Source organism: Lysinibacillus sp. RS11 (assembly GCF_042019215.1).
Taxonomy (GTDB): domain Bacteria; phylum Bacillota; class Bacilli; order Bacillales_A; family Planococcaceae; genus Lysinibacillus; species Lysinibacillus xylanilyticus_A.
In genome coordinates this window covers 1373410-1400405 of sequence record NZ_CP168124.1, presented here as the reverse complement: position 1 = coordinate 1400405, position 26996 = coordinate 1373410, and the positions used below count along the sequence as shown (strand labels likewise).

Sequence of the window (26996 nt, the reverse complement as noted above, 5' to 3'; positions counted from 1 at the left end):
ATGAATTTACATGCTCTTAGATTATTCACAAAAGTAGCTGAACTCAAAAGTGTTTCAAAGGCAGCACAAGCTCTAATGATTAGTCAGCCTGCCGTTACCATTCAAATTAAAAATTTAGAAAAAGAACTAGACTTAACTCTTTTAGAATCGAAAGGTAGAGGAATTACCTTAACACAAAATGGCGAATTTTTATTTAAACAGGCTCAGCGATTATTTGATTTAGAATTGGATATTGAACACAAATTAGAGCAATTAAAAAACACCGGTAATGAAGAATTACAAATTGCTTCTACCCATGTTCCATCCCATTTTTTATTACCGAAATGGCTCGCAAAATATAAGCATGCCTATCCGACAACAAATATCCACATAAAATCGGCTAATTCCCAACAAGTTATTGAAGAATTACTTCACTATAAGGCTGATATTGCTTTTATCGTAAAAGAGGACGGTCATCATCCAGATATTAATTACCAATTTCTTATGAATCTCGATTATTGGTTTATCGTCCCATACGGACATCCGTTGGCAGAACAAACAGTGACTTTAGCGGAATTAATGCAAGAGCCATTTGTTTCACGAGAAGATGGTAGCTCCACAAAAGAATATTTAAACGCTTTATGTAAGGTGCATAAAATCCCACCACCCAGAGTAGGGCTGCAACTGGATGGTATCAATGAATCAATTCACGCCATTGCTGCTGGATATGGTACGATGCTAGCCCCATCTATAGCAGCTTCAAGCTTTCTTCAACGGCAGCAAGTAGCCCGAGTTTATATAAAAGACATCGACATTCAGCGTCCTATTTATCTATGTACACGGAAAAATGAACAAAGTACCTCCTCGACCTTTAATACTTTTATTAGTATCGTGAATGACTCAATTTCATAGCAACCTCTTTTTTAAAATTTGAACTACACAAATTTGTACAACAACAAATTGATGTGTAGTCTTTTTTGCAAAAATTTGTAACTAACTATAACTCAATTGCTCATTACCAAAACGTGGGGTTGATTTCCGTTCCGACTGGGCGCTTTGTTGCTGACGCTTCGCTTTCGCACAGATAAAACATTTGTTGCTGACGCTTCGCTTTCGCACAGATAAAACATTTGTTGCTGACGCTTCGCTTTCGCACAGTTAAAACATTTGTTGCTGACGCTTCGCTTTCGCGCAGATATAACATTTGTTGCTGACCTTTGCTTTCGCACAGATATAACATTTGTTGCTGACGCTTCGCTTTCGCGCAGATATAACATTTGTTGCTGACGCTTCGCTTTCGCGCAGAGCAGAGCTCCCGAGGGCGTCCGATGAGCCGCTTGGGCCTACACGATGTTGGTCATGAAGGCGTTATCACAGGACGTGATGGTTTTAGCCTTCGTTCCTCTATCGCTATCCCCAAGGAAGCGCCCAGCCTCCACTCCAATCAACTAATATACAATGCATACGTTTTAACAAAAATAATCCCAAACTTTTGGTGTAGAAGCATCTCGATAATTCCAAAAAGAGGTAGGAATAGACAAAACTTTTTAAAAAACCTAAAACCACCCTTGTTAATATTCGTCTTTTTATAGACTTGAAAGTTTAAATAACCTATAATAATCCATGCATACATAAATACACGAACATTAAGGTGGTTTTTATGACTAATTATACGTTAATTTTCAAGGGAACGGCTTTTTCAAGTAAGTCTCCTACTGAAGTACAAATTTTAAAGGATCATCTATTCTTCATTAATGCTGACGGGATGATTGAAAAAACTGTAGCTCCTGAACAAGCAGATTATCAAAATCTACTAACTACATATCAACATCAAGAAAATTTCCATCAATTAGCTGCCGGTCAATATTTCTTACCAGGCTTTGTCGATTTGCATGTACATGCACCACAATGGGCACAAGCTGGAACTGCATTAGATATTCCACTTTATGACTGGCTAAATACATACACATTCCCTATCGAATCCAAATTCTCTGATTTAGAGTTTGCACAAGAGGTCTATGGAGATTTAGTAAGCACTCTTCTTGCAAATGGAACGACTACATCACTCTATTTTGCAACAGTCCATAAAGAATCGAGCCTGCTATTAGCGAAAATTTGTGCTGAAAAAGGACAACGAGGTCTAGTTGGGAAAGTTGTGATGGATGATCCTGAACAAAATCCAGACTATTATCGCGATGCAACTACGCAAACTGCATTAAACGATACAGAAGAATTTATTGTAGCTGTAAAAGAATTAGCAAAATCAACGAAACAGGGTGTTTATCCAGTTGTAACACCACGCTTTATCCCAAGCTGTACAGACGATGCTTTAAAAGGTTTGGGAGAGTTAGCTGCTAAATATGATACACATATCCAATCTCATTGTAGTGAAAGTGATTGGGCGCACGGCTACGTAAAGGAACGATTTAAGAAAAATGATGCCTTTGCTTTACATGATTTTGGCCTACTGGGCGATAAATCTGTGATGGCACATTGTAATTTTTTAAATGATGACGATGCACAGTTATTTGCTGAAACAGGCACAGCAATCGGTCATTGTCCAATATCCAATGCTTATTTTGCAAATAGTGTCATTCCAATTGCCCGCTTCCATGCAAAAGGCGTAGATATCGGATTAGGGTCAGATATTTCAGGTGGTTTCTCCCCTAGCCTATTCGATAATGCTAGACAAGCTGTTATGTCATCTAGAATGCTAGAAGACGGTGTTGATCCATCTCTTCCTACTGAAAAACGAGGTGTTCCACATTCACGTATTACGATTAATGAGGCATTTTATTTAGCAACAGCAGGTGGCGGAGAAAGCTTAAGCCTACCTATTGGCCGTTTACAGGAAAACTACACATGGGATGTACAAATTATCGATACTAACATACCATCTGCAAAACTTCCTATATTTGATAGCAAGGAAGATTTACAGGATATCTTCCAAAAAATTATGTATCTTGTGCGCCCAGAAAATATCCGTGAAGTTTGGGTACAAGGTAATAAGGTTCACGCTAGAGCATAAATAAAAATTCTAAATTTACAATTTTGAGGTGTACATCTTAGTGGAAACGCAACATAACAAATTAGCTAACGATAAAATGAAAACTCAGCAATTAACAGTTTTACCAGATGAAAAGGTGTCATTCGGTCAATCAGCTTTACTTGGTTTACAGCACGTTATGGCAATGGACGTCTATGTAGTGCCTTTCTTAATTGCCATGTTAATCGGTTTACAATCAGGTCAATCAAGCGCATTGATTCAATCGACATTTATTGCCGCAGGGATCGCAACGATTATCCAAACTCATTTTTGTATGAAGCTACCGATAGCACAAGGTCCTTCATATGTTCCTCTTGGCGCCATTGTAGGTATTTATGCTACAAGTGGTGGTGGAGATCTTGGCTGGAGCACTGTGCTAGGAGCAAGCTTAATCGGCGCTATTTTAGTCATTATTTTAGGTTATACAGGTATATTCAATAAAATCGTCAATACTTTCATTCCTCCACTTGTCGGAGGGACAATTATCTTTGTTGTCGGTCTTTCATTAATGCCTGTAGGTTTAAGTAATAACATTTTTAACGCAGCGGGTGCATCTATTAACCAAAACATCTATTTGGCTCTCATTTCAGCTACCGTTCTTATCGTTTGCGTTATGCTAGGTGCAGTCTTTCATAAAAAAGGTCGCGTATTTCGTATCACTTCAGTAATCATTGCTTTAATCGCAGGTAGTATTGCCGCGAATATGATGGGTGTCTTAGATTTATCAGCGGTATCACAAGCAAAATGGTTTAGTATGCCTCAAATTCCATTTGTAGATTTCGGCTTTACGTTCAATTTTTCAGCCATCATTACAATGGTTATTATTTATATCGTCTTAATGGCAGAAACAACAGGTACATGGTTTGCAGTGAGTAATGTCATCGACAAACCATTAGCAGATAAACAAATTAATCGAGGCGTTATCGGAGAAGGAATTGGCTGTTTCGTTGCTTCCTTACTTGGCTCAACTCCTGTCACTGGCTATTCAACAAATGCTGGTGTGATATCGATCACAGGTATCGCAAGTCGCCGTGTTTTTATTGCTGCAGGTTTTTGGTTTGTGTTATTCGGCTTCTCTGGTAAATTAGCTGCTCTTATTTCTGCAATTCCTTCAGCAGTTATCGGTGGTGTATTCGTTATTGTTTGTGGCATTATTGCGATCAGTGGTTTACAAGTAATGAAAAATGAACATATTGGTGAAAAGGAAATGTATGTAATCGCAATACCAGTGATTTTAACATTAGCCCTAACATTACTTCCTAAAGATTTCTTATATTCATTACCAACAACAGTTCAATATTTATTCGGCTCTCCAATCGCAACGGCTGCTATTGTAGCCATCGTTTTAAATAAAATATTACCTAGTGTGAAATAGCTTTAAACTCGATGCACAACTCTCCTATTTTTATAAGAAGAGTTGTGCATTTTCTTATTTATGATGTTTTGCAAACCAACATCCCCTTAGAAACTTAAAATTAGGTATAATTTATTATGATTGATGTTTTAAGATAATAGTCCATTATAATCAAGGAGGTAGAAAGTTGATAAACATTTTGGTACTAGATGATCACGAGGCCATTGGTGAAGGTATAAAATTATTATTAGAACAAGAAGGCGATCTCCATGTTACTGTTGTAAACTCTGGTGAAGAAACGTTGAATATCCTCTTACAGCAAACATTCGATATATTTTTATTTGACGTAAATATGCATTTTTTAAATGATTTAGAATTACTAAAAAAAGTGCAACAATTAAATCCTGAAGTAATCAAAATTATCTACACGGGCTATAACATTGAACCTTTTTTCAATGTATTAGTAGAATCAGGTGTTTCTAGCTTTGTTAGTAAAACAGTTTCTACGGAAAATCTTATTGCGGCAATACGCTCCGCTCTAGATGGGAATGCCATGATCCCCGTGCAGTTATTACAACAATTAAAAATAGTAGAAAGCCAAAAGAATAAAATGGAAATAATGAATCCGTTAATTCAATATGACCTCAAAAAAAATGAACTAGCTGTGCTTCAATTAGTAGCAGTTGGAAAAACCAATAAAGAAATAGCAGAAAATTTATTTGTCAGTTTACGCACAGTAGAATATCGTTTAACAAAGATTTGCAAAAAACTACAAGTACATTCAAGAAAAGAAGCTGTTGAAAAAATTATAAAAATAGGATTGCTATAAAAGGTAAACTATCTAATGATTAGGTGTCTTTTCTATTCATAAAGCCGCAAAAAACACAGGGCTAACCGATAACAATATTGTGATCGTATTGTGGTTTATTTGTGGTCATGAAGATATGATAGCATGATAGAATAAAACATAAGATATTGGTAAATATTTTAAATTTATGTTTGCATTAATATCTAATTTCACTAGTGACAACGAGTTAAATAGAGATTAGAAATCTTCCTTAAAAAGACAGAAAATTACGTTTTTTTACACAACACTAGTAATGTTAAATATAGTATAGAAGGTTAATAGAAATCCCGTCTTATAAGCAGCACATATAATTTTATTTGAAAAACGGAGGTGGGGCTAAATCAAAGATCATAAGTTACAATTCACAACTTGGTTTGTAGTGATAGGGGCTATGTTGATTGGTGGGTTTTTAGGGAGCTATGTAATTGGTAAAGAAACAGGGCATTTTAGATATGAAGTAGTGTTACCGATAGTTCTAGGTGCATTTTTTGCATTCATCATATTTATGGTTTTATCTAGGGTCAAACATAAAAGGGAAGATAATGTCCCTGAATATGATGAGCGTAATATAGTCTTAATTCAAAAATATTTAATTGTAGCTCTTTACATGATCTTAATCTTGAGTGGTATATTTTTAATTTGTATATATGCTATGGGAATAAAGTCTATTGAAACTAATCTACTTCTAATATACTTATGCTGTATATATTTGTTGTTAGGAATAGGGACTTTAATAACCAAAAAAATTTAAGAAGATAGATCCTTATTTTGCAGAGAGAGTAGTGTGAACTACTCTCTTATTTCTGAATAAAGTTAGTTGATACTTAATACAGTAGAACGTTATATCTATCCCCAATATGCCAAAGAACGTTTCTTCATCGCTTCTCGGTATTGCCTGGTTGAGATTGGCAATGCCTTATTTGTTTGATAATCCATAATGACACCGTATCTTCGAACAACATCCATTTGATTAATTTCACCTTTGTTGTACATTTGTTCAACTTCTATCGGATCTATCCCCAGCCATCTATGACGATTTTTGCGAATATAATCACGTTCTTTTAATGTAGCAGCCATATCAATTTCGAAAGCATCCAAATCGCGGTCAATTTCATGGATGATTACACCATAATCTAGCTTCGCACGTTCAATCGAAACATATTCATCAATAACGTCCTCTAAAACAGCTTTGACATCTCGTGCAATTGGGTCGCCTAAACCGCCTCCTCCAGCTGAAGGACGTGTAAAGGTATCGCCTTTCTTTAATTCAATATTGGAGAAAATCGTGCCTAAAAATCTCTCACCCTCTTTGTTTGGATTTAAAATAGCTCCTTGTGCGATAGAAGGTAAGCCACCCATAATCCCCCATGTAATGGAGCGAGAACGATCACAGCAATAGGACATCACTGTTTGGTTAACTTCTGTTAAAATACCGCCCTTTTCTACACCACAACCACCACGATATTTCCCAGGACCTGCAGAATCTATAATAATTTCATGCTTCGTCGTAACAACTGGTGACAAACGCTCTTGCCCCTCACATGGCTGAACACTCAATCCTACTCCGAATACTGGTGACGTTGTATTCGCACCATCGCGGTCAATACGCCCACCATGACCACCAGCCATCCAGTCATACCACATAAAATATTCACTACTATCTCGTCGTTGATCATAACCGCCTATTAGTAAATACTCTAAATTAAATGAACATGCGATAGCGCGTTCTGGCATAATATTTGACCATAATTCGAAGCAGGCATTCATAATTTTTTCAAAAGCGCCTGAACAATAGCCAGAGACAGCTACTGGGCTAGGTGCGTTGACGACAGAGTTTTCAGGAAGAAATATTTTCACAACACGATAAAACCCCGAGTTCAGCGGAATATCTGGGAAAAATGTTTTGGTTCCTGCATAGGTACCAGAAAGTGCTGAGCCAAAGCCCGCATTTAAAAAACAACTGATATAAGGATGAGAATCACTTAAATCATAAGCTATCTCATCGTCTGTAATGGTCATTTTTACACGAATTGGGATTAAGCCATCTCCTAATTGTGGGTCCATATCGATATAGTCCACTGTTTCCCATTGTCCTTTAGGTAAAGCTTTAATCTTCGCTCTCATTAATCGTTCAACGTAATTTTGAACTTCTTCAAAAGCTGTTAGCACCACGTGAATACCGTACTTCTCAATCATTTCCTTGAGTTGCTTCTCTCCCACTTTCGCCGCTTCTACTTGAGAACGTAAATCTCCTATACGTTCTTCCGGAATACGCATGTTCATGACAATAATTTTCACTACATCTGTTAAATATTGACCTTTACTATAAATACGAACAGGTGGGATACGTAGACCTTCCCCGTAATGTTCCTTTGCTGTGATATCAAAAGAACCTGGGTTAGAACCGCCGACATCCGCCCAGTGCCCATTTGTTTGCATCAGTGCAATCAGTTTGTCATCATGGAACACTGGTAAAATTACACGTACATCACTGAAATGCGTTCCTCCACGATAAGGATCATTTACTAAAAATACGTCTCCTGGATGAATATCATCAGCGAAATCTTCTAATACAGCCTTTGCAGTTAAATGCAATGTCCCTACGTGTACGGAAATATCTTGTGTTCCTTGCATCACCGTATTGCCCTGTGCATCGCATAATGCACAGCTGAAGTCTCGATTATAAATAACAAACGAGTAACACGTACGCAGCATTTGTTCAGCCATTTGATCGACTAAGTTCACAAAGCCGTTTTTTAATACTTCAAATGTTACAGGGTCTAGATTTTGGACCTTTTGATTCGTCTCCAATTTCGTTGTACTCATAGCCAATTCCTCCTTATCGCGTATTAGTTCACCGTAATAATGATATTTTTATAGGCATCTACTTCTGCAGTAAATCCTGGTGGAATAACAGTCGTCGTATCAAGCTGGTCGATAATAGCTGGACCAGCAAATTGTGTGTTAACAGGTATTTTATCGCGATTATATACGTTGGTTTCAATATATTTACCCTCAAAATAAACAGGACGTGTTTCTTTGAAAGCATCTTCAAGCGAACCTTCAGGAGCATACTGCGGGAAATTAGGCTTAGGAACTGTTCCTATAGCTGTGACACGTAGACCAAAAATCTCTACAGCTTGGCCCTTATCGGAAAATGCAAATTCTCTTTCATGTTCTTGATGGAATGCTTCCAAAATAGCATCTAAGGAAGTTATTTGATCGGATACGAGAACGGCCAGAGATCGCCATTGTCCTTTATAACGAAGATCTATAAAATTCGTTAATGACGATGAATTTTCTGCTATTCCTTCCTCTACTAATAACGCTCTTGCCTCTTCCCGCAATTCACTAAATTGATTTGTCAGTTCCTCTATATTTACTTCATCAAGTTTTTTCACATACGTTTTAGAAATATCGTGGCGTACATCTACAAGTAGGCATCCCATTGCTGCTGCCACACCTGGATGAGTAGGAATAATGACTTTTGGAATGTTCAAATCTTTCGCCAAATAGGCACCATGTAACGGCCCTGCACCACCAAAAGCTACGAGTGCGAAATCTCGTGGATCATAGCCTCTCCGTACGGATATTAATCGAACTGCATCACTCATATTGGCATTTGCAACTTCTATAATGGCACTTGCCGCTTCCTCGACTGATTGATCGAATGCATCTGCGATTTTTTTCACAGCATCATTTGCAGCATCTTTGTTTAACTGCATCGTACCATCCAACAAATCCACACCCAGACGTCCTAACACTAAATTTGCATCTGAGTTAGTTGGTTCAGTGCCTCCTCGTCCATAGCAAGCTGGACCTGGTACAGCCCCTGCGCTTTGTGGTCCATTGCGTAAAGAACCGCCTTCATCTTTCCATGCAAGACTACCGCCACCGGCTCCTATTGTTAAGATTTCAATGCTCGGGAAACCAATTGGATAGCCATATTCTATCGACCAGTCCTTTGTGATCCGTATATCACCCTTATACATCAGCGAAATATCAGTACTTGTACCACCCATATCTAAGCCGATTGCATTGTCAAACCCGCACAACTTTGCGATATGCTTACTTGCAATTGCTCCAGCAGCTATCCCGGAACTTGCTAATCTAGCAGCATAGCGTGGAACTGTACTCGAAGTCATCACCCCACCACCGGAATGTAAAACTAAAATTTCTTCTTCATAACCTTTGTTCTGCATTTCATAGCTTAACTTACTAATGTAGTTACTCATAATTGGTCCAAGAACAGCATTGATAATCGTTGTACTCATACGTTCATGCTCGAAAATTTCTGGAAGCACCTCGCTTGAAATACAAACATAAACATCAGGTAGTTCCTCTTTTAGAATTTTTTTAACGCTTGCCTCATTTTCCCCGTTCACATAGGCATTGAGGAAACACACTGCAATAGATTCTGTTCCTCGACGTTTTAATTTTTTTGCTAATAAACGAACTTCTTCTTCATCAATAGCTTGAAGAATATTTCCTTCATAATCTATGCGTTCTGTCACTTCAAATCGATCACGTCGTTGAATATAGGGCCTCGCAGTATCCTTATAAGTGTCCCATATATCTTCTTTTGTCCCCCGGCGAATTTCGATGACATCTCTAAAGCCCTTTGTCGTAATAAGAGCTGTTTTCGGTAGCTTTCGCTCAATTAACGCATTCGTTCCAACCGTTGTACCATGAGAAAAAATTTTAATATCTTTTCCATTCAATCCCGCTTTTTCTACTCCATTTAAAATTCCCTGCTCTGGGTTTGAAGGTGTGGATGAGGTCTTTGTTACAAATACTTCTCCTGTTTCTTCATTAAAAACAAATACATCTGTAAACGTTCCACCAACATCAATTGCTAAACGACTTTGTGTCATAGCTCTACCTTCTTTCATTTAATAGATTTCCTAAACGTATTTTTGTATGAAATAAATGCCTCAAGCGAATGTCACAGATTTTTTAAAATTATTGCGTAAGTTTCGAGAAATCTGTAATCATTACACCGAGGCATACAAGGTATATATTGTGATTTGTTCAATCACTTGCTTAGATATTAAGTTTTTCTACTCGCTTTTTGTGCCAATGGTAATCGTTTTGAATATTGTGAAGAACTCTTTTGCTGCTTGCCCTTGTTCACGGGCACCGGTACTTGAATTTTTCATTCCTCCAAACGGCGCTTGTGGCTCAGCACCACCCGTTTCATCGTTAACCTGTACAAGTCCAACTTCACTGCGGTTAATAAAATCAAAGGCTTTTGGAATGTTATTTGTATAAATAGAAGCGCTCAATCCAAAATCGGAATCATTCGATAATCGAATCGCTTCTTCATAATCTTTTACCTTTATGACAGCTAATACTGGTCCAAAAATCTCTTCATGAGCAATTGACATCTCATGTGTTACATTCGTAAAAATGGTCGGATCTATATAGTATCCTTCCACCATACCTTTTGTAGGACCTCCACCAAATACAAGCTCTGCTCCATCTGATTTAGCTTTTTCGATGGCCGTTAATATAGATTCATACTGCCCCTTGGATGACACAGGTCCCATTGTGACACCAACTTCGATTTTTTTAGCTTCTTCAATTAACTGCTCCAACACCTGTTCATAAACCGCTTCCTCGATGTACACTCGACTAGTTGCTGTACAACGCTGTCCAGTCTGCTTCATCGCACCTTCAATCGTTAATTTTGCAGCTTGATTGATATTGGCATCAGCTAAAATGATTGCTGCATTTTTGCCTCCAAGCTCGAGCTGAATTTTTTTATTAGTCGATCCAACAGTATCTAGAATACTTTGCCCAACACTATTTGAACCGGTAAATGTAATCGCCTTTACTTCAGGTGCCTCCAATAATACCTGCCCCACTTTTGAACCACGGCCTTGCACAACACTTAATACATTTTCTGGTAAACCTGCTTGGAGAAATAATTCTCCTATTAATGCTCCAGTTAAGGCTGTTTCAATAGAAGGCTTCCAAACAACTGTATTGCCGTACACTAATGCTGGCGCTATTTTCCATAACGCAATAGCAACAGGGAAATTCCAAGGTGTTATAGCTGCGACAACACCAAGTGGTACCCGCATTGTGTACAATAATTTCGCTTCATTGGCAGAAGGTAGCACTTCACCTGTAGCGCGCATCCCTTCTTGGGCAAAATACCGCAAAATGGAAGCGCCACGTTTAACTTCACCAAGCATTTCATTTTTCGTTTTTCCCATTTCACTCGAAGCTATTTCAGCTACTTTATCTATATTTTTCTCAAGTAAATCAGCTGTCACACGTAAAATCTCTCCACGTGCTACAGAAGATGTATTTTTCCAACCTTCAAACGCTTCCTGAGCTGCAACGATAACGTCTTTCGTTTCATCTATAGTTAAAAGCTCAACTTGGCCTATACATTGAGACGGCTTCGCTGGATTAAATTGTTCTCGTATTTCTCTAACGATGGTTGTCATAGAACTCCTCCTTCAAATAATGATCGTCAATACATTAGTACTCAAACTTCTTTTTCAACAATTGTTTTACGTATATGCTCAAATGTCTCGTCTAAAATACGTAACATTTCATCTAGCTCTACTTTTGATAGAATGAGAGGGGGAGAAAAAACAACTGTATCTTGATCATACGTAACTGTACGTAGAATCAATCCTCGTTTCATCGTTTCTTGTACAAAAATCGGGCTAAGAGCCGTTTCAAACAATTCACCCGTCCCACGGCTCTTCACTAATTCAATGGCTCCAAGTAAGCCAAGGGTACGCACTCTGCCGATAAAGCTATATTTTTCTTGCAGCGCTTGGAATCCTTTTAACATGGCCACCCCCATGTTTGCCGCATTTTCAACAAGATTTTCATTCTCAATGATGTCTATATTTTTCAACCCAACTTGGCAAGCAAGTGCATGACCGCTGTAAGTATATCCGTGCATTAATGTTCCTTTAGAAAGTTCGCAATAATCTTGATGAAGCTTTTCGGATATCGCCACACCACCAAGTTGAACATAACCACTTGATACTCCTTTAGCGAAAGTCATCATATCCGGCACTACCCCGTAATGCTCCATACCGAAGAATTTCCCTGTACGACCAAACCCCGTAATAACTTCATCCGCTATGAATAAAATACCGTACTCATCACAAATTTTTCGCACTTCTTTAAAATAATCTTTTTGTGGAATATTAACCCCACCTGCACCTTGCACAGGCTCAGAAATAAATGCCGCAACAGTCTCAGGGCCTAATGTTTCAATCGTTTCACGTAAATTTCGTACGGAATCGCTGAATACATAGTGGAAATCAGGGGCGTGTGAATTGGTAAAGTCACGGAATGCTTGTAAGCCTGTCGCACTTGTAGCCCCCATAGCTACACCATGGTATGAATGTGTACGAGAAATAATTTTTTGACGCTCTGGCTGCCCTTTCAGTAACCAGTAATGACGTGCTAATTTAATCGCTGTATCGTTCGACTCTGAGCCACCTGAAGTGAAAAATACAGTATTTAAGTCTCCCGGAGTTAAAGATGCGATTTTCGTCGCTAAACGGATAGCTGGTTCATTGCTAAATGTTGCGAAGCAGGAACTAAATGCTAATGTAGACATTTGCTCTTTCGCAACTTCGGCAATTTCTTTACGACCATGCCCAACATTTACATTCCATAAAGAAGACATCCCATCAATGTAGATATTCCCTTCTATATCTTTTAAATAAATGCCATTCCCTTCTGTAAAAATGGCTGCTGGACCTTGTGTTTGCTGTTGCTCAATCGACGTTGTTGGGTGTAGAAAATGCTTTTGATCTAACGTTTTTAATTCTTCTTTTAGTTGAATTGTCATAAATACCAACCTCTTTTCGTTTATAATTTCATTCACTTTTTTAATAGCAATTCTCATGCCATCTAATGAAAAAATTCTTTTAACGAAAAAAATATTGCTACATTTTTATAACTTGTGGTTGATTTCCGTTCCGGCTGGGCGCTTTGTCGCTGACGCTTATCGCTAATCCCCAAGGAGTCGCCCAATCTCCACTCCAATCAACTAATATTTATGGCATTCGTTTTACATAATTCTCGCTTCACAAAACTGCAACAAAATGAAAAAGAGACGCTTTCTTGTTTGAAAATGTCCCTTTCTTCTAAACAATTAACATATTAATGATGCATTTCATCATTTTCCTTGTATTATTTAGTGAGGATTGCGATATTACAGCTTATTTTGCATAAATGAAATTTTGATGCAAAAGTACATCGTTAGTCCTTATATGAAATTTGTCGCGTTAATTGGAACTTTTGAATTTTACGTACCAATGTTGACTGATCACAGCCAAGTGATTTGGCCGCTTGTCTTATACTTGGATATTTAGATAAAGCTTCCTTAATAATTTGTTTTTCAAACGCAGCTACTTGTTCCTTTAATGTGCCACTGAACTTTGGATTGATAACCGTTTCCTGGATATTTTGTATTTGTACAGGATTTTCCAGATCACGTGCAATCGTTGGGCTACTATCTAACTCTTGTTGCACAATATATACTGTTATTTCTGGCTGCGTTGCTAATAAGCAAATACGCTCCACCATATTTTTAAGCTGCCGTACATTTCCCGGCCAATCGTGAGACTCTAATATTTTCATAGCAGATGAATCAATCGTCCGGTGGATGCCGTATTTTTCTCCGATTACAGCCAAAAAATGGTTGACCAGCGGAATAATATCTTGACGACGTTGCCTTAATGGTGGAATTTCAATCGGGATAATATTTAAACGATAATATAGATCCTCACGGAATTCACCTTGCCTCACCATCTCCGCTAAATTGCGATTTGTTGCAGCGATTATGCGTACATCAATAGGAATAGGCTTACCACTACCAATACGCTGAACCTCCGATTCTTGGAGCACACGTAATAATTTTGCCTGTAGTAGTAAGGGCATCTCTCCAATTTCATCTAAAAACACTGTACCGCCTGATGCAATCTCAAATAACCCTGCCTTTCCACCTCTCGCCGCTCCCGTAAATGCTCCTGCCTCATAGCCAAACAGTTCGGATTCTAATAAATTTTCAGGAATTGCACTACAGTTAATCGTTAATATTTGCTTATTGTGACGTCGGCTGTTTACATGAATAAGCTTTGTAATTTCCTCTTTACCTACGCCTGATTCACCACCAATTAATACAGTAGAGTCTACCTCTGCAATCCTCATAACACGCTTTACTACCTGCATCATTGCGGCAGACACAGCTATTAAACTACTTTTGGTTGATTCTTTAGTATGTAAGGCATGTAGCTTATTTTTAAAATTCTCGTTTTGAACTTCTAATTTTTTTACTTCCTTCTCTAACAGTTTTAATTGTGTCATATCACGAGTAATTGCTACTACGTATTGTAATTCACCGTGTTCATCAAATATTGGCTTACCAGAAACTAAAAAACATTTTCCATTAATGAACGTCTGCAAAATAGTTACTTTTTCTTTTGATTCAATGACTTTCATCGAAATGGAATCACTCATTAAACCTTCAGCGATTACGTCTTTTGCATATCTTCCCATTAAATCGATGCCAACTATTTCAATATCAATATCATTTTGAAATAAAATTTTACCGTAACTATCACATACTGTAACGCCATCTGATATAGAGTTTAATACTTTAATTGACAGTGGGTTCATAAAATCAATATGGCTATACTGCATGAATGGTTTGACATGAAATAAGCTACCTTGCGAAGTTTCTAATACGTGAATAAAATAACCTTCTACCTCGAACGTTTTTGTTCCTTTTTGATATTGTTTTATTATTTTTTCAAGAAGCTCTCGTTGGATATCACTTTTAATCATTACTCCCTCATTTTTTACAATAAAAAAATGTTCCTCTTTATGAAGTTCAGTTATCGACATATAGACCACTTCCTCTCGAACTAAAAAAATTCGCTCACTTTCTACGGAGCATTTGCAAGCCTAAAAGGTGTTAAATCGTCCTTTAATGGCTTGAAATCTCGGAGAAACATTGCGAATTTTTTATATTTTACAGTATTCTACTCTGAGGCTAGCTTTTCCTCTATTTGCTCTGCTGATCTTGTCGACAGTTTTCGCATAATCATAAACAACACAACAGAGCCGATCAATACTAATGTACTTAAATAAAATTGGGCGCGTAAAGATTCAATGAGTGCTTGACATAAATAAACGACTGTTAAAATTCCAATTGTGACATACGACAAGTATGGGAATAACCACATTTTTATCGCTAATGGCTCATCTGAAACTTTGTCATAATACCGCCGGAAACGAATTTGTGAAATGGCAATGAAAATATAAACAGCTATCATTAATCCTCCAACACAATTACCTAAAAAATAGAAAATGACTTCAGGTGAAATGAAGTATAGCATCGCACAAATATATGCCACCACTGTACTGCCAAGAATAGCTGGTACAGGTGCACCTCGACGATTTTTAATTTGTGAGAATATTTTCGGTGCATCTCCTTGACGCGACATTTCAAGTAACATACGTGAGCTTGTATAAAGAGCAGAATTTAAAACCGAGATTAACGAAATAAAAATTACGATTTGAATTAGTTGAGCAGCAATAGGAAGCCCAGCCATCGTTAAGATATTTGCGTAAGGTGCTGCCAATATTTTCGAATCATTCCAAGGTATGATTAAAATCATAATGGCTACTGAACCTACAAAAAATAAACCTAACCGAAATACAACGTTGCGAATGGCGCGAACAATATTTTTCGCCGGATTTTCAGACTCTGCTGCCGCTATGGCTGCAACCTCAGCACCACAAATGGAGAAAATAACAAAGACAATTCCTGTTAAAATGGGCACAATACCATTTGGTGCAAATCCACCGAATTCTGTTAAAATACTTAACCCCTTCGGCTCATAATTTGGCCAAATTCCTAAAATCATCGCTAGACCTACTACTAAAAATACGACAATAGCTGTAACTTTAACAAAGGAAAGCCAATATTCGAATTCACCAAATGATTTTACTGAATAAATATTAATAACTGTCATCAATAATGTTATGCCTACACTTCCGGCCCAAGTTGGGATCATTGGAAACCAATTATGCAGCATCCCACCTATGAGTGCGGCTTCTAACCCCACAATAAACACCCAGCTTGCCCAATAAAGCCAGCCTACTGTAAAACCTGCCCATGGACCAATATACTTTCCTGCATATGAAGCAAATGAACCTAACTCTGCTGAACCACCAGATTTCTTCCCTAAAACTATTTCTCCTGATGCCATTTCCCCAACCATTTGCATGATTAAAACTATGAGTAAGCATGCAATCGTATATGAAACCACCGCTGCAGGACCGGTACTTAAAATATTTTTCCCTGTCCCGACAAATAGCCCTGTGCCAATAACCCCTCCAATGGAAATCATCGTAATATGCCTTGTTTTCAGTGATTTTTGCAAAGCTCCCATTAAACCACCCCTTTTGTGTTTTATGTAGACATTTACTAGCCCCTTTCCTCTAATTCAATGTCTACCGTTTAATGAGCAATTCCGATGCCAAACCTATTCAACTATTAAAAATTTCAAAAAATTATCAATCTGTATATCTGTTGTTATTTTTTATTATTTAAAACAAAAATTGTTGATGACATTAAAAAAAGTAGTAATTTTAGTTGATTGGAGTGGAGGCTGGGCGACTCCTTAGGGATCAGCGATAGAGAAACAAAGGCTAAAAACATCACGTCCTGTGATAACGCCTTCGTGACCAACATCCTGCTGCTGTCGCTTCGCTTTCGCGCAAAAAACATCCTGCTGCTGTCGCTTCGCTTTCGCGCAAAAAACATCCTGCTGCTGTCGCTTCGCTTTCGCGCAAAAAACATCCTGCTGCTGTCGCTTCGCTTTCGCGCAAAAAACATCCTGCTGCTGTCGCTTCGCTTTCGCGCATAAAACATCCTGCTGCTGTCGCTTCGCTTTCGCGCAAAAAACATCCTGCTGCTGTCGCTTCGCTTTCGCGCAAAAAACATCCTGTTGCCCTAAGCGGCTCATCGGACGCCCCCAGGAAGCTTTGCTCTGTGCGAAAGTGCAACGACAGCAACGACAAAGCGCCCAGCCGGAACGGAAATCAACTTCATGTTATGATGAGGATCCTTTACAAAAATTTATGAATGTATTCATATGCGATTTTGAAAATTTCGATGCAAAAATACATCAACGACAGTTTGTTTGCATCACCTATCCTATCCATATACACGGTTAAATGAACTCATAATATTCATCTCTTCCCTGTACTTCGCTACTGTCCTCCTGGATATTTGGATACCTTCCGTACTTAAAATAGTTGTAATATGCTGATCAGTTAAAGGTTTTTGTTTATCTTCAGCATCAATCAACTGTTTAAGCCGCTTTTTAATATACATAATAGAATCCATTTTTCCAGAAATATTCATTACTCCTTTTGTAAATAACGATTGTAAGCCATACACACCTTGAGAAGTTTTTATATATTTTCCACGAACAGCTCGACTAATTGTTGACACATGTAGACCTAAAATGTCAGCTACATCTTTTAACCGCATAGGCTTTATTGCTTCAATTCCTTTATTGAAAAAATCCTCTTGCAACTCGACTAACAATCTAGCTAATTCGTAAAGTGTTTTATCACGTTGTTCAATCCCTTGTAACAATAAAAGAGCATCTTTCATTGTGTCTTTGAAATATGTTTTACAATTCGGATCATTTTTTAATATCTCAACATAATGTTTATCGATTGAAACGATTGGTAAATATCCACGATTTACATTAATCATCCATTCCTCTCCTAATTTCTCTACTTCGATTTCAGGAATGACATATGGAATCGTTTCAAATTTATCACCTGTCACCATTGGTTTTAAATTTTTGATATAGTGGACAGTTTTCTTCACTTCCTGTATAGGCGTTTTATACTTTTTACTTAACTGTTTAATGGACTGTGCTGCCACTAGCTCTAAATCCGTTTTGATAAATTGAGAGGTCCATTTTGGTGCGAGCGCATCCCTGTCTACTTGAATGAGTAAATATTCTTTATAATTCCGTGCTCCTACTCCTACTGGCTCGAAAGTTTGAAGTAAATCCAATAGTGCTTCTATGTGCAAAACTTTTGTCTTAAATTTATTTGCGACGATTTCTAAATCAACATCTAAAAATAGACGATCATCTAAGGAACGAATTAAAAATGTTAAGATTTTCAAATCTAACGAAGATAGATTTTTATGCATAGGCACTTGTTCCAATAAAAACTGCTCAAAGCTTTCTTTTGCAGCAAGCTTCATCTCAATAGGGTTAAATGAATTATTTTGCCGTCCATAATATTGTGCAGAAAAATTTTTAAAGGAATAGCTTGCTAACTGCTGAATTTCCTCATATTGACTTTTCATCGTCGCGTCAGTGACAACTAACAGCGGATTTTCATTTGCTTTGTCATAAATAAACTGTTCTAATTCATTTGTTGAATATTGCAGTATTTCTAAATGCTGTACTAGTTGTGCTGATAAAACTTGCATTACTTTTTGGGAAGTTTTGATAGCCATTTGCATACCCCATACCTCCTTAACAGAATTTTCTACATAGTAACATGTTTATTCTTTTATTTTCCATTTTTTCGTAATTTTTTTATTTCATTTAGACATTCCTGAATTACCTCTTCAAATTTTCTAATAATTCCAAAAAAGTAATTGACTACATTCATAAGTAATCATAAAATACACATATACAATATTAGTTACCACATTGCGGTAAAAAAGGAGGAATGATGAAATGTTTCATTTACCAACTGTGCAATTTACACAAGAGCAAGAACAATTTCGTTTAGATGTTCGAACGTTTCTACAGGAAGAATTAGTAAAAGGAACCTTCACGTCTAAATGTGACTCTTGGTTAAGTGGAGATGATCCTGAATTTTCTAAACTAATTGGTCAAAAAGGTTGGATTGGTTTAACTTGGCCAAAAAAATATGGTGGTCAAGAGCGCAGTACCATAGATCGATACATTTTAACGGAGGAATTTTTAGCCGTTGGTGCTCCAGTTGCAGCACATTGGTTTGCTGATCGCCAAACAGGACCACTTCTTTTACGATATGGGACAGAAGAGCAACGTGAATATTTCTTACCGAAAATTGTGAAAGGTGAATGCTACTTTGGCATAGGGTTAAGTGAACCAAATAGTGGTTCTGATTTAGCTTCGGTCAGTACACGTGCAGAAAAAGTAGAGGGCGGCTGGATAGTAAATGGTCAAAAAATATGGACGAGCAATGCTCATCTTTGTCATTATATGGTGACTTTAGTGCGTACTAGTCCTTTTGATGGAAAAAGTAAACACGCAGGCCTTAGTCAGCTAATCGTCGATTTACATGCAGAAGGCGTAACCGTTGTTCCTATTAAGTTTTTAACCGGTGAACATCATTACAACGAAGTGTTCTTTGAAAATGTTTTTGTACCTGACAATATGGTTGTTGGAGAAATCGGTAATGGCTGGGCTCAAGGATTAGCTGAGCTTGCCTTTGAGCGTAGTGGTCCAGAGCGAATATTGAGTACTTTCCCATTAATTGATGAGCTTATTCAAGAGTTAAAGCGCCAAAACAATTTAGAAGGTTTAAAACAAGCGTCAAAAATTGTAGCTCGTCTTTGGAGTCTACGAAATTTGTCACTTGGAGTAGCCCAGCTTTTAGAATCTGGTAATGGTGAAGACGTATCTATTCCGGCTGCACTTGTGAAGGCACTTGGGACGAAATTCGAGCAAAGTATTCCTGAAATCACACGTTTAATCGTACAGACTTATCCAACACTTGATGCGCATCGTAAAATTGATCGCTTTATGGCTGAATCCATTTTACATGCACCAGGCTTTACTATTCGAGGAGGAACTTCAGAGGTATTGTATGGCGTTGTAGCGAAAGGGGTTATAGCACAATGAGTGAAATGAGAGACATGATCGTTGATGTTGTAGAGCGCATGTTAAAAGAAAAAGTGGATAAAGATTTAGTCGATACAGTAGAACAAGGCCACTGGGCACCCGAGCTATGGGATCTATTTAAAGAAAACGGGATGACTGCGGTAGCCATTACAGAAGAAAATGGCGGTGCAGGTGGCGATATAGAGGATTTATTGAATATTGTTCGTTTAACTGGAAAATATGCTGCACCGATTCCATTTACTGAAACAACATTTGCAAATTATTTATTGGAATTTACGAACTTACAAGTAATCGAGGATTTGGCTACGTATATGCTTTGTCCTGATCAAGCCTTTACGTTAGAGAACGGCAAATTAACGGGAGAGGCGATTCATATTCCTTGGGCACGCCATACAAAAAATCTAGTGACACTTGCCCGTAGCAAGGATGGTACACATCTTGTAGAAATAGATTTAAGCCAAGCTGAAATTAAAGAAGCTACGAATTTGGCAGGCGAGCCGCGTGATACTGTGATATTCCAACATAGTACAACTTCACAAGTGTCCGCAGTGTTATCTCCTGACAAGATACGCACTATAACAACACTCCATACAGCTTTTCAATTAGCACTGATGACTGGTGCCATCGATAAAATAAATGACTTAACTGTTCAATATACGAAAGAACGTGAACAATTTGGTCGTCCGATCCATCGCTTTCAGCTCGTTCAGCAACATATTGTACATTTAGCAGGTGAAACGGCTATAGCATTAGCAGCATTCAATAATGTTACCGAAGCCCTTCTGATGAACAAGCAAAATAGTGAGGTTGCTTACGCTAGCATTCGTTTTGAAGAAATCATCCAAACAGTTACAACAATTGCGCATCAAGTACACGCTGCAATTGGTACAACACACGAACATAGTTTGCATCAATTTACACGCAGACTTTGGTCTTGGCGCGATGAAGGAGCCAGCACCTCATATTGGACTAATTTGGTCGCAACACAGCTAATGGAAAGTGGTGATAGTCTTTGGGGATATTTAACTCCTTTTAGCAAAAGTTCTCCCCTTCTCAAAGTAGAAGGATAGTGAAAAATGCTGTAATGACTAAATTTGTGACAAAACATTCATGACATGATAAGGAGAGGGTTATCAATGACTGATTTACTTTTTGAAGTGCAAGACCATATTGCCACAATTACACTAAATAAACCTGAAACGTATAATGCTTTCAGTGAAGAAATGATTTCCGAATGGATTAAAGCTCTTGAGGTTGTTCGTGACTCAGATGATATTCGAGTTGTCATTGTTAAAGGCAATGGGAAATCGTTTTGTGCAGGTGGCGATATTAAAGCGATGCAAGCCGGTGAAGGGTTTTTCAAGAGTGAAGAAGATATCTCCTCCACAGGCTTAGCAAGAAAAAATTCACTATGGAAAAAGATTCAACGTATTCCCCTACTACTTGAGGAAATTGATAAGCCTGTTATTGCACAAGTTCATGGATTTGCAATGGGTGCCGGTCTTGATATGGCCTTAATGTGTGACATTCGGATTGCTGCAAAATCTACAAAAATATCAGAAAGCTATATTAACGTAGCAATTGTTCCCGGTGATGGTGGTGCTTATTATTTACCAAAATTAATAGGCATCGATCAGGCATTGGACATGTTCTGGACAGCTCGTGTATTAACTGCTGATGAAGCAAAAGACAAAGGCGTTGTGACATTTGTTGTGGAAGACCATGAGCTTGAGGAATACACATTGAATTATGCGAAGGAATTAGCAAGTCGTCCAACTACGACATTACAATTCATTAAACGTGCTGTTTATCAAAGTCAACGGATGGATTTACGTTCTGCTCTTGACTATATTTCATCACAAATGGCCATTGTAACAGAGCTAGATGATTTTAAAGAGGGTGTAAGCGCAGTTGTTGAAAAACGTAAGCCTGTATATAAATGATGTGTGTAGGAGGAAGGTCAATGCAACCTCTTGAAAATATTCGAGTGTTAGATTTATCTCGTGTTTATGCTGCTCCTGCCGGCTCCATGATGTTGGCAGATTTAGGAGCAGAAGTAATTCGCATAGAACATCCGAATGGCTCTGATAGTATGCGTGACTGGGGGCCATTTGTAAATGATCAAAGCACGTATTATTTATGTGCTAATCGCAATAAAAAATCAATCACCTTAGATTTAAAAACAATAGAAGGCAGAGAAAAATTTAAAGAGCTTGTCAAAGATGCTGATGTCGTACTCGAAAATTTTAAGACTGGGGACATGGAGCGGATGGGGCTAAGCTATGAGGAACTAACAAAAGTGAATCCAAGAATCATTTATTGTGCTGTAACGGGATTCGGTCAAACCGGTCCTCTTGCGCATGAGCCAGGCTTCGACCCAGTTATTCAAGCAATGAGTGGTTTAATGCATGTCACTGGCTCAGCTGAAGGTGAAGCGACAAAAGTCGGCGTCCCTATTGCGGATATTTTAACCTCTAATTATGTTGTCATTAGTATTTTAGCCGCTCTACGAATGCGCGATCTAACAAATAAAGGTCAATTTATTGACTTAGCTTTATTAGACGTTCAAATGAGTAGCTTAGCGAATGTAGCTAGCGCTTATTTAAATACAGGTTTTATCTCAGAACGTCTAGGTAATCGTCATAATAATGTTGCGCCGTATCAAGTGTTTCACTGTGCGGATGGTCCATTAATGATTTGTGTTGGTACAGATGGACAATTTCAAAAGTTCTGCACTATGTTGAAACGCGAAGAATGGGCCGATGATTCACGTTTTTTAACTAATACGATGCGCAAGCAACATGAAGCTGAGCTTGTTGAGATGATTACTGACATTACGATGACTAAAACACGGGATGAATGGATTACATTATTACAACAATACAAAATTCCAGGTGGACGTGTGAACACGATTGCTGAAGCACTAGAACAACCGCAATTTATTGCACGTGACATGATTGGTGAAATAGAGCATGAACAATATGGTACAATCAAATTCATCAAAAACCCGTTAAAGTTCTCAAATTTAAATATTCAATATAAATTAGCACCACCGATACTTGGAGAACATACAAACGAATTCCAAAAGTCCTCTCTACCAAAATAAAATTGCGCTATAATAGAAGTAAATTTTATCTTCAACTAATAAATGCTTTTATGCACAAAAAAACATAACGGCATGCATATATGAAGATAAATCCTCCGGCGGAAGTCGAAGAAAATTTTATTACGTAGGTGACGGGATGAATCAGGAAATTTTCGAAAAAAACTATACAATGTCATCGCTGCACAAAGCTATTAAAGTATTAAAAGCTTTTTCAAAAGATGAACCTAGCCTTTCCCTAACTGAGTTAAGTAAAAAAACAGGGATAAGCATTTCCAGTTTACAGCGCTTCGTTTCTACCTTTGTATACGAAGGCTTTCTTCACAAAGATGAACGTACAAAGCGCTATCAATTAGGTCATTCACTTCTGTATTTAGGAAATTTAGTAAAAGAAGAATCAAGTCTTATTATTGTCGCTGAACCTATCTTGAAAAAGCTAAACGAAGAAATCGGTGAAAGTGTTTCCATGAATATTATTGATGGATTGGAGAGACGATGTATTTTAAACTATGATTCAACATATCCGCTTTCAACGAAAATGTTTGTTGGTGACACCTCCCCCCTTTATGCAGGTGCATCATCTAAAATATTGCTCGCTTTTATGCCCAATGTTGATGAATATGTAGAGAATATAAGTCTTGAACCTATCACTGATCACACAATACTTCTAAAAGAGCAGCTATTGAAGGAATTACAGCATATCCGTTTACAACGTTTTGCAAAAAGTAATAGCGAACGTGTGCGCGGAGCATGCTCTTTATCTGTACCAATTTTAAACGCTTCTAACCAAATAATTGCATCGGTGTCACTCGTTATACCAGAAGTACGATATAGTGACTACGATGAAAATTTATTAATTGAAACTATTCAGAGCGTTGCATTACAAATCGAAGAGCAATTGTATTGATAGAAACAATAAATAAACCCGAATAGGTTCACTTTTAAAGTGTCCTCTATTCGGGTTTAATGCTTTAATTATTTGTTAATCTTAAAAAATCATGCCAATGATTTAAGCGTGGCAGTTCAACTTGCTTGTTATACGATTGATTTTTTAAAATTACTTTTGTCTTCACATCTTGAAGTGTTTCTAATACAGCCGGTTTATCATCTACATAAATATCTAAAGAAAGTTCTTTTATGATTGCTACTTTTTCTGTATCTTGCATGCCGCAGAAAAAGTGACCTTCTGTGACTGGGAAACCTTGTGCCCTCATCCATTCACGTGTTTGCTCACAATACTGTTTAGGACGTGACGTAATATAGTAAATCTCATGTCCCTGTTGTGCCAAAGCTTGGAGTGTTTCTAGCGCCCCCTCAAAAGAAGGACAGTCCGTAAAATATATATCCTCTAATGAACGATTCCACATCGCCGCTCCTTCTTTGTCTGTTAATCCAAAAGGTTCGTGAATTTCAACTCTTTGTAAGGCTTGAAATACTTCAAATGCAACATTTTTACCAAGCTTTTTATTATAGAGTGCAAAAGCGTGTGCTCGTAAATCAATAAGTGTGTCATCTATATCAAAGCCAAATTTCATCTAGTTTTTCTTCCCTTCAAGAAGCATTGTTTATGAAGCTTTTTCATTTTGCTTCACTAAAACTTCCCCAACAAATTGCCAACGCCTTCTTCATTTAAACGCCTGCGCAAGTGGCGAAAGTAATGACCACGCCACTCGGCCACTCCCCTACGATCCATACTTCTGCTTGACCGTTAGTTTCCCTCAGTTTTCTTCGGATAGGCAATAATACGTAAATCTTGCTCTACTTGCTCAAATGAAGCAAATTCTACATCCCATGCCTCATCCATCGTAGACGGATTAGGACCAGCAAATGGTGTTAATGATAAACGACCACCGAGTACCTTTGGCGCTATGTAAATCACATATTTATTGATAGCACCTTGCTGTAAAAATGAAGAGTTTACGGTGCTTCCACCTTCTACCAAAATATCAGTAATGCCATATTGATATAGTTTTTCAAGCATATCATCCACAACAAGCCCCTCAGATTCATGTCGAACTGGTAATACAGTTACGCCTTTTTCTTCGAACGCTGTTATTTTTTCTTGGCTGGCATTCTCACTACAAACAATAATCGTTTTAGCTTCTTCAACATTTAGTACATTAGCATGTGCTGGTGTACGAAGTGAGCTATCCATAATAATGCGTACTGGATTTTTTCCGTAATCTTCTTTTAATCTTGTCGTTAATGATGGATTGTCAGCTATGACTGTACCAACACCAACTAAAATCCCATCCACCTCATGACGAATATGGTGAACATCTTCACGTGCTGCCTCACCAGTCACCCATTTGGAATGACCCGTATGGGCAGCTATTTTTCCATCTAAAGTCATCGCAAATTTTGAAATAATAAACGGTCGTTTTGTTAGCATATTGTGAATGAAGCGTTCATTTAAGCGTTGAGCTTGAGCTTCAAGCACACCTACCGCAACCTCAATGCCCGCATCTCGTAACAGTTGAATACCACGCCCAGCTACAGCCGGATTGGGATCTTGCATGGCTACAACAACACGACTAACAGCTGAATCCTTCACTAAATTTGCACATGGAGGTGTTTTTCCATAATGTGAACATGGCTCAAGCGTTACATAAAGTGTCGCACCTTTAGCATGTTCTCCAGCCATCCGGAATGCGTGTACCTCTGCATGCGGTTCACCTGCTTTTCTGTGTAAACCGGTTCCAACGATTACATCATCTTTCACGATTACTGCCCCAACAAGTGGATTAGGGTTCGTATTTCCTCTAGCACTAGCTGCTAAATCGAGTGCTAGCTGCATATATTTTTCATCTGTTGTCATCTTCAAATCCTCCACTTACTTCTTTTCTCGTATATGTCCAGATTTTTCAACTTTTGTGTCTAAATAAAAACGGTTTGTCTCCGTTACCCCTCCCCATAATGGGACATGTCCGTCCGCTGCTAAGCCATGCGCTTGCAATGCTGCAAGCTTCTTCGGATTATTAGTAATGAGTGTAACTGCTTTTGAACGAAGTACAGCTAACACAGTAATGGCATCTTCATAAGAACGAGTATCGTCTTGGAAGCCGAGAGCATGATTTGCTTCAACCGTATCTAACCCCTCTTCTTGTAATAAATAAGCAAGAGATTTCGAGAATAGCCCGATGCCACGACCTTCATGATCTGCTAAATAGAAAATAGCTCCACAGCCGTGCTCCACAATCATTTTCATCGATTCATGTAATTGATAACCACAGTCACAGCGTTGGCTTCCAAAAATATCACCTGTATGACAAATGCTGTGCATACGAATTAAAGCATCCTCCGCATTTGCGAAATCTCCATAAACAAGCACTGACGATTGTTGTAAAAACGCTAAATTTGCAGATGCTAATCCATCAATAATTTCTTCTTTTGATAGTTCGGCATCTACTTTTAACCAGTTGTACCATTGAAATGTTGCTGAAAAATCGCCTTGTTTTATTGGTAATTTTACCGGACCAACTAGGCAAATATTTTCAGTTTCAGATTGCTTCACGATTGTCATTTTGTCTTTCACTATATCCATAACTTTAGTTGTAATTGTCATATTTTTCTCCAACCTTCTATATGTTAACAGCTAGCTAAATCTACTAACTGAGCACTTGTATTTTCACAACACTTACATAATGTAACTTAGTTTATAATAATAACTTAAAGCTGTCAAATAACTGCTTCTAATCTATTATAAAATTAATCAGTATAAAAAACTGCTACAAGACATTTTT

At 37.9% G+C, this 26996-nt stretch carries 22 protein-coding genes; 10 read left to right on the top strand and 12 right to left on the bottom strand.

What is annotated here, in order from left to right; translation table 11 throughout:
• Complete coding sequence (locus tag AB9L17_RS06815) at positions 1-891, top strand: LysR family transcriptional regulator (protein ID WP_375200252.1); 891 nt, start codon at positions 1-3, stop codon at positions 889-891.
• Between the two features lie 103 nt (positions 892-994).
• Here AB9L17_RS06815 and AB9L17_RS06810 read toward each other — a convergent pair whose 3' ends face one another.
• Positions 995-1219: a hypothetical protein gene (locus tag AB9L17_RS06810; protein ID WP_375200251.1), complete on the bottom strand. Its 225-nt coding sequence runs from the start codon at positions 1217-1219 to the stop codon at positions 995-997.
• 420 nt (positions 1220-1639) lie between these two features.
• On the opposite strand from AB9L17_RS06810, the gene guaD reads away from it, so the two are divergent.
• The 4 genes from guaD to AB9L17_RS06790 all read left to right on the top strand — a co-directional run bounded on the left by guaD (position 1640) and on the right by AB9L17_RS06790 (position 5977).
• Complete coding sequence (gene guaD, locus AB9L17_RS06805) at positions 1640-3007, top strand: guanine deaminase (protein WP_375200250.1); 1368 nt, start codon at positions 1640-1642, stop codon at positions 3005-3007.
• Positions 3008-3047: 40 nt separating this feature from the next.
• Positions 3048-4400, top strand: a complete 1353-nt coding sequence (locus AB9L17_RS06800; RefSeq protein WP_375200249.1) for a uracil-xanthine permease family protein — start codon at positions 3048-3050, stop codon at positions 4398-4400.
• A gap of 166 nt (positions 4401-4566) precedes the next feature.
• Positions 4567-5208: a response regulator transcription factor gene (locus AB9L17_RS06795; protein WP_375200248.1), complete on the top strand. Its 642-nt coding sequence runs from the start codon at positions 4567-4569 to the stop codon at positions 5206-5208.
• A 409-nt stretch (positions 5209-5617) separates the two neighbouring features.
• Entirely contained in the window at positions 5618-5977 is a 360-nt protein-coding gene (locus AB9L17_RS06790) for a hypothetical protein (RefSeq protein WP_375200247.1), read from the top strand.
• 95 nt (positions 5978-6072) lie between these two features.
• Here AB9L17_RS06790 and AB9L17_RS06785 read toward each other — a convergent pair whose 3' ends face one another.
• From AB9L17_RS06785 to rpoN, 8 genes are all read right to left on the bottom strand, one after another.
• A complete protein-coding gene (locus AB9L17_RS06785; RefSeq protein WP_375200246.1) occupies positions 6073-8052 on the bottom strand; it encodes a hydantoinase B/oxoprolinase family protein in 1980 nt (659 codons plus the stop codon).
• A gap of 23 nt (positions 8053-8075) precedes the next feature.
• On the bottom strand, positions 8076-10118 hold the full coding sequence (locus AB9L17_RS06780; RefSeq protein ID WP_375200245.1) for a hydantoinase/oxoprolinase family protein: 2043 nt from the start codon (positions 10116-10118) through the stop codon (positions 8076-8078).
• 168 nt (positions 10119-10286) lie between these two features.
• Positions 10287-11684, bottom strand: coding sequence for an aldehyde dehydrogenase family protein (locus AB9L17_RS06775; protein WP_375200244.1), 1398 nt, complete (start codon positions 11682-11684; stop codon positions 10287-10289).
• A 41-nt stretch (positions 11685-11725) separates the two neighbouring features.
• Complete coding sequence (locus AB9L17_RS06770) at positions 11726-13057, bottom strand: aspartate aminotransferase family protein (RefSeq protein ID WP_375200243.1); 1332 nt, start codon at positions 13055-13057, stop codon at positions 11726-11728.
• Between the two features lie 413 nt (positions 13058-13470).
• The gene (locus tag AB9L17_RS06765) at positions 13471-15117 is read right to left on the bottom strand and encodes a sigma-54 interaction domain-containing protein (protein WP_375200242.1); all 1647 of its coding nucleotides are present in this window, start codon (positions 15115-15117) and stop codon (positions 13471-13473) included.
• A gap of 137 nt (positions 15118-15254) precedes the next feature.
• Complete coding sequence (locus AB9L17_RS06760) at positions 15255-16670, bottom strand: amino acid permease (RefSeq protein WP_068982965.1); 1416 nt, start codon at positions 16668-16670, stop codon at positions 15255-15257.
• Between the two features lie 231 nt (positions 16671-16901).
• Complete coding sequence (locus AB9L17_RS06755; RefSeq protein WP_375200241.1) at positions 16902-17246, bottom strand: hypothetical protein; 345 nt, start codon at positions 17244-17246, stop codon at positions 16902-16904.
• Positions 17247-17437: 191 nt separating this feature from the next.
• Positions 17438-18775: an RNA polymerase factor sigma-54 gene (gene rpoN / locus AB9L17_RS06750; protein WP_223553018.1), complete on the bottom strand. Its 1338-nt coding sequence runs from the start codon at positions 18773-18775 to the stop codon at positions 17438-17440.
• Positions 18776-18995: 220 nt separating this feature from the next.
• On the opposite strand from rpoN, the gene AB9L17_RS06745 reads away from it, so the two are divergent.
• The 5 genes from AB9L17_RS06745 to AB9L17_RS06725 all read left to right on the top strand — a co-directional run bounded on the left by AB9L17_RS06745 (position 18996) and on the right by AB9L17_RS06725 (position 24160).
• Positions 18996-20150 carry an acyl-CoA dehydrogenase family protein gene (locus AB9L17_RS06745; RefSeq protein ID WP_068982968.1) on the top strand — a complete coding sequence of 385 codons (1155 nt, stop codon included), beginning with the start codon at positions 18996-18998 and terminating at the stop codon, positions 20148-20150.
• Positions 20147-21220: an acyl-CoA dehydrogenase family protein gene (locus tag AB9L17_RS06740; RefSeq protein ID WP_375200240.1), complete on the top strand. Its 1074-nt coding sequence runs from the start codon at positions 20147-20149 to the stop codon at positions 21218-21220. The genes AB9L17_RS06745 and AB9L17_RS06740 overlap by 4 nt, the downstream gene beginning before the upstream one ends.
• A 66-nt stretch (positions 21221-21286) precedes the next feature.
• On the top strand, positions 21287-22093 hold the full coding sequence (locus AB9L17_RS06735; RefSeq protein WP_068982970.1) for an enoyl-CoA hydratase/isomerase family protein: 807 nt from the start codon (positions 21287-21289) through the stop codon (positions 22091-22093).
• Between the two features lie 20 nt (positions 22094-22113).
• Entirely contained in the window at positions 22114-23256 is a 1143-nt protein-coding gene (locus AB9L17_RS06730) for a CaiB/BaiF CoA transferase family protein (RefSeq protein ID WP_375200239.1), read from the top strand.
• Positions 23257-23392: 136 nt separating this feature from the next.
• Positions 23393-24160, top strand: coding sequence for an IclR family transcriptional regulator (locus AB9L17_RS06725; protein ID WP_068982972.1), 768 nt, complete (start codon positions 23393-23395; stop codon positions 24158-24160).
• Positions 24161-24224: 64 nt separating this feature from the next.
• Here AB9L17_RS06725 and AB9L17_RS06720 read toward each other — a convergent pair whose 3' ends face one another.
• From AB9L17_RS06720 to AB9L17_RS06710, 3 genes are all read right to left on the bottom strand, one after another.
• Positions 24225-24788, bottom strand: coding sequence for a 5' nucleotidase, NT5C type (locus AB9L17_RS06720; RefSeq protein WP_068982973.1), 564 nt, complete (start codon positions 24786-24788; stop codon positions 24225-24227).
• 173 nt (positions 24789-24961) lie between these two features.
• Positions 24962-26071 (bottom strand): bifunctional diaminohydroxyphosphoribosylaminopyrimidine deaminase/5-amino-6-(5-phosphoribosylamino)uracil reductase RibD, encoded by a 1110-nt coding sequence (ribD, locus tag AB9L17_RS06715; RefSeq protein WP_375200238.1) that lies wholly within the window; start codon positions 26069-26071, stop codon positions 24962-24964.
• Between the two features lie 15 nt (positions 26072-26086).
• Positions 26087-26818 carry a GTP cyclohydrolase II gene (locus tag AB9L17_RS06710; protein ID WP_068982975.1) on the bottom strand — a complete coding sequence of 244 codons (732 nt, stop codon included), beginning with the start codon at positions 26816-26818 and terminating at the stop codon, positions 26087-26089.
• Positions 26819-26996: the final 178 nt, after the last annotated feature.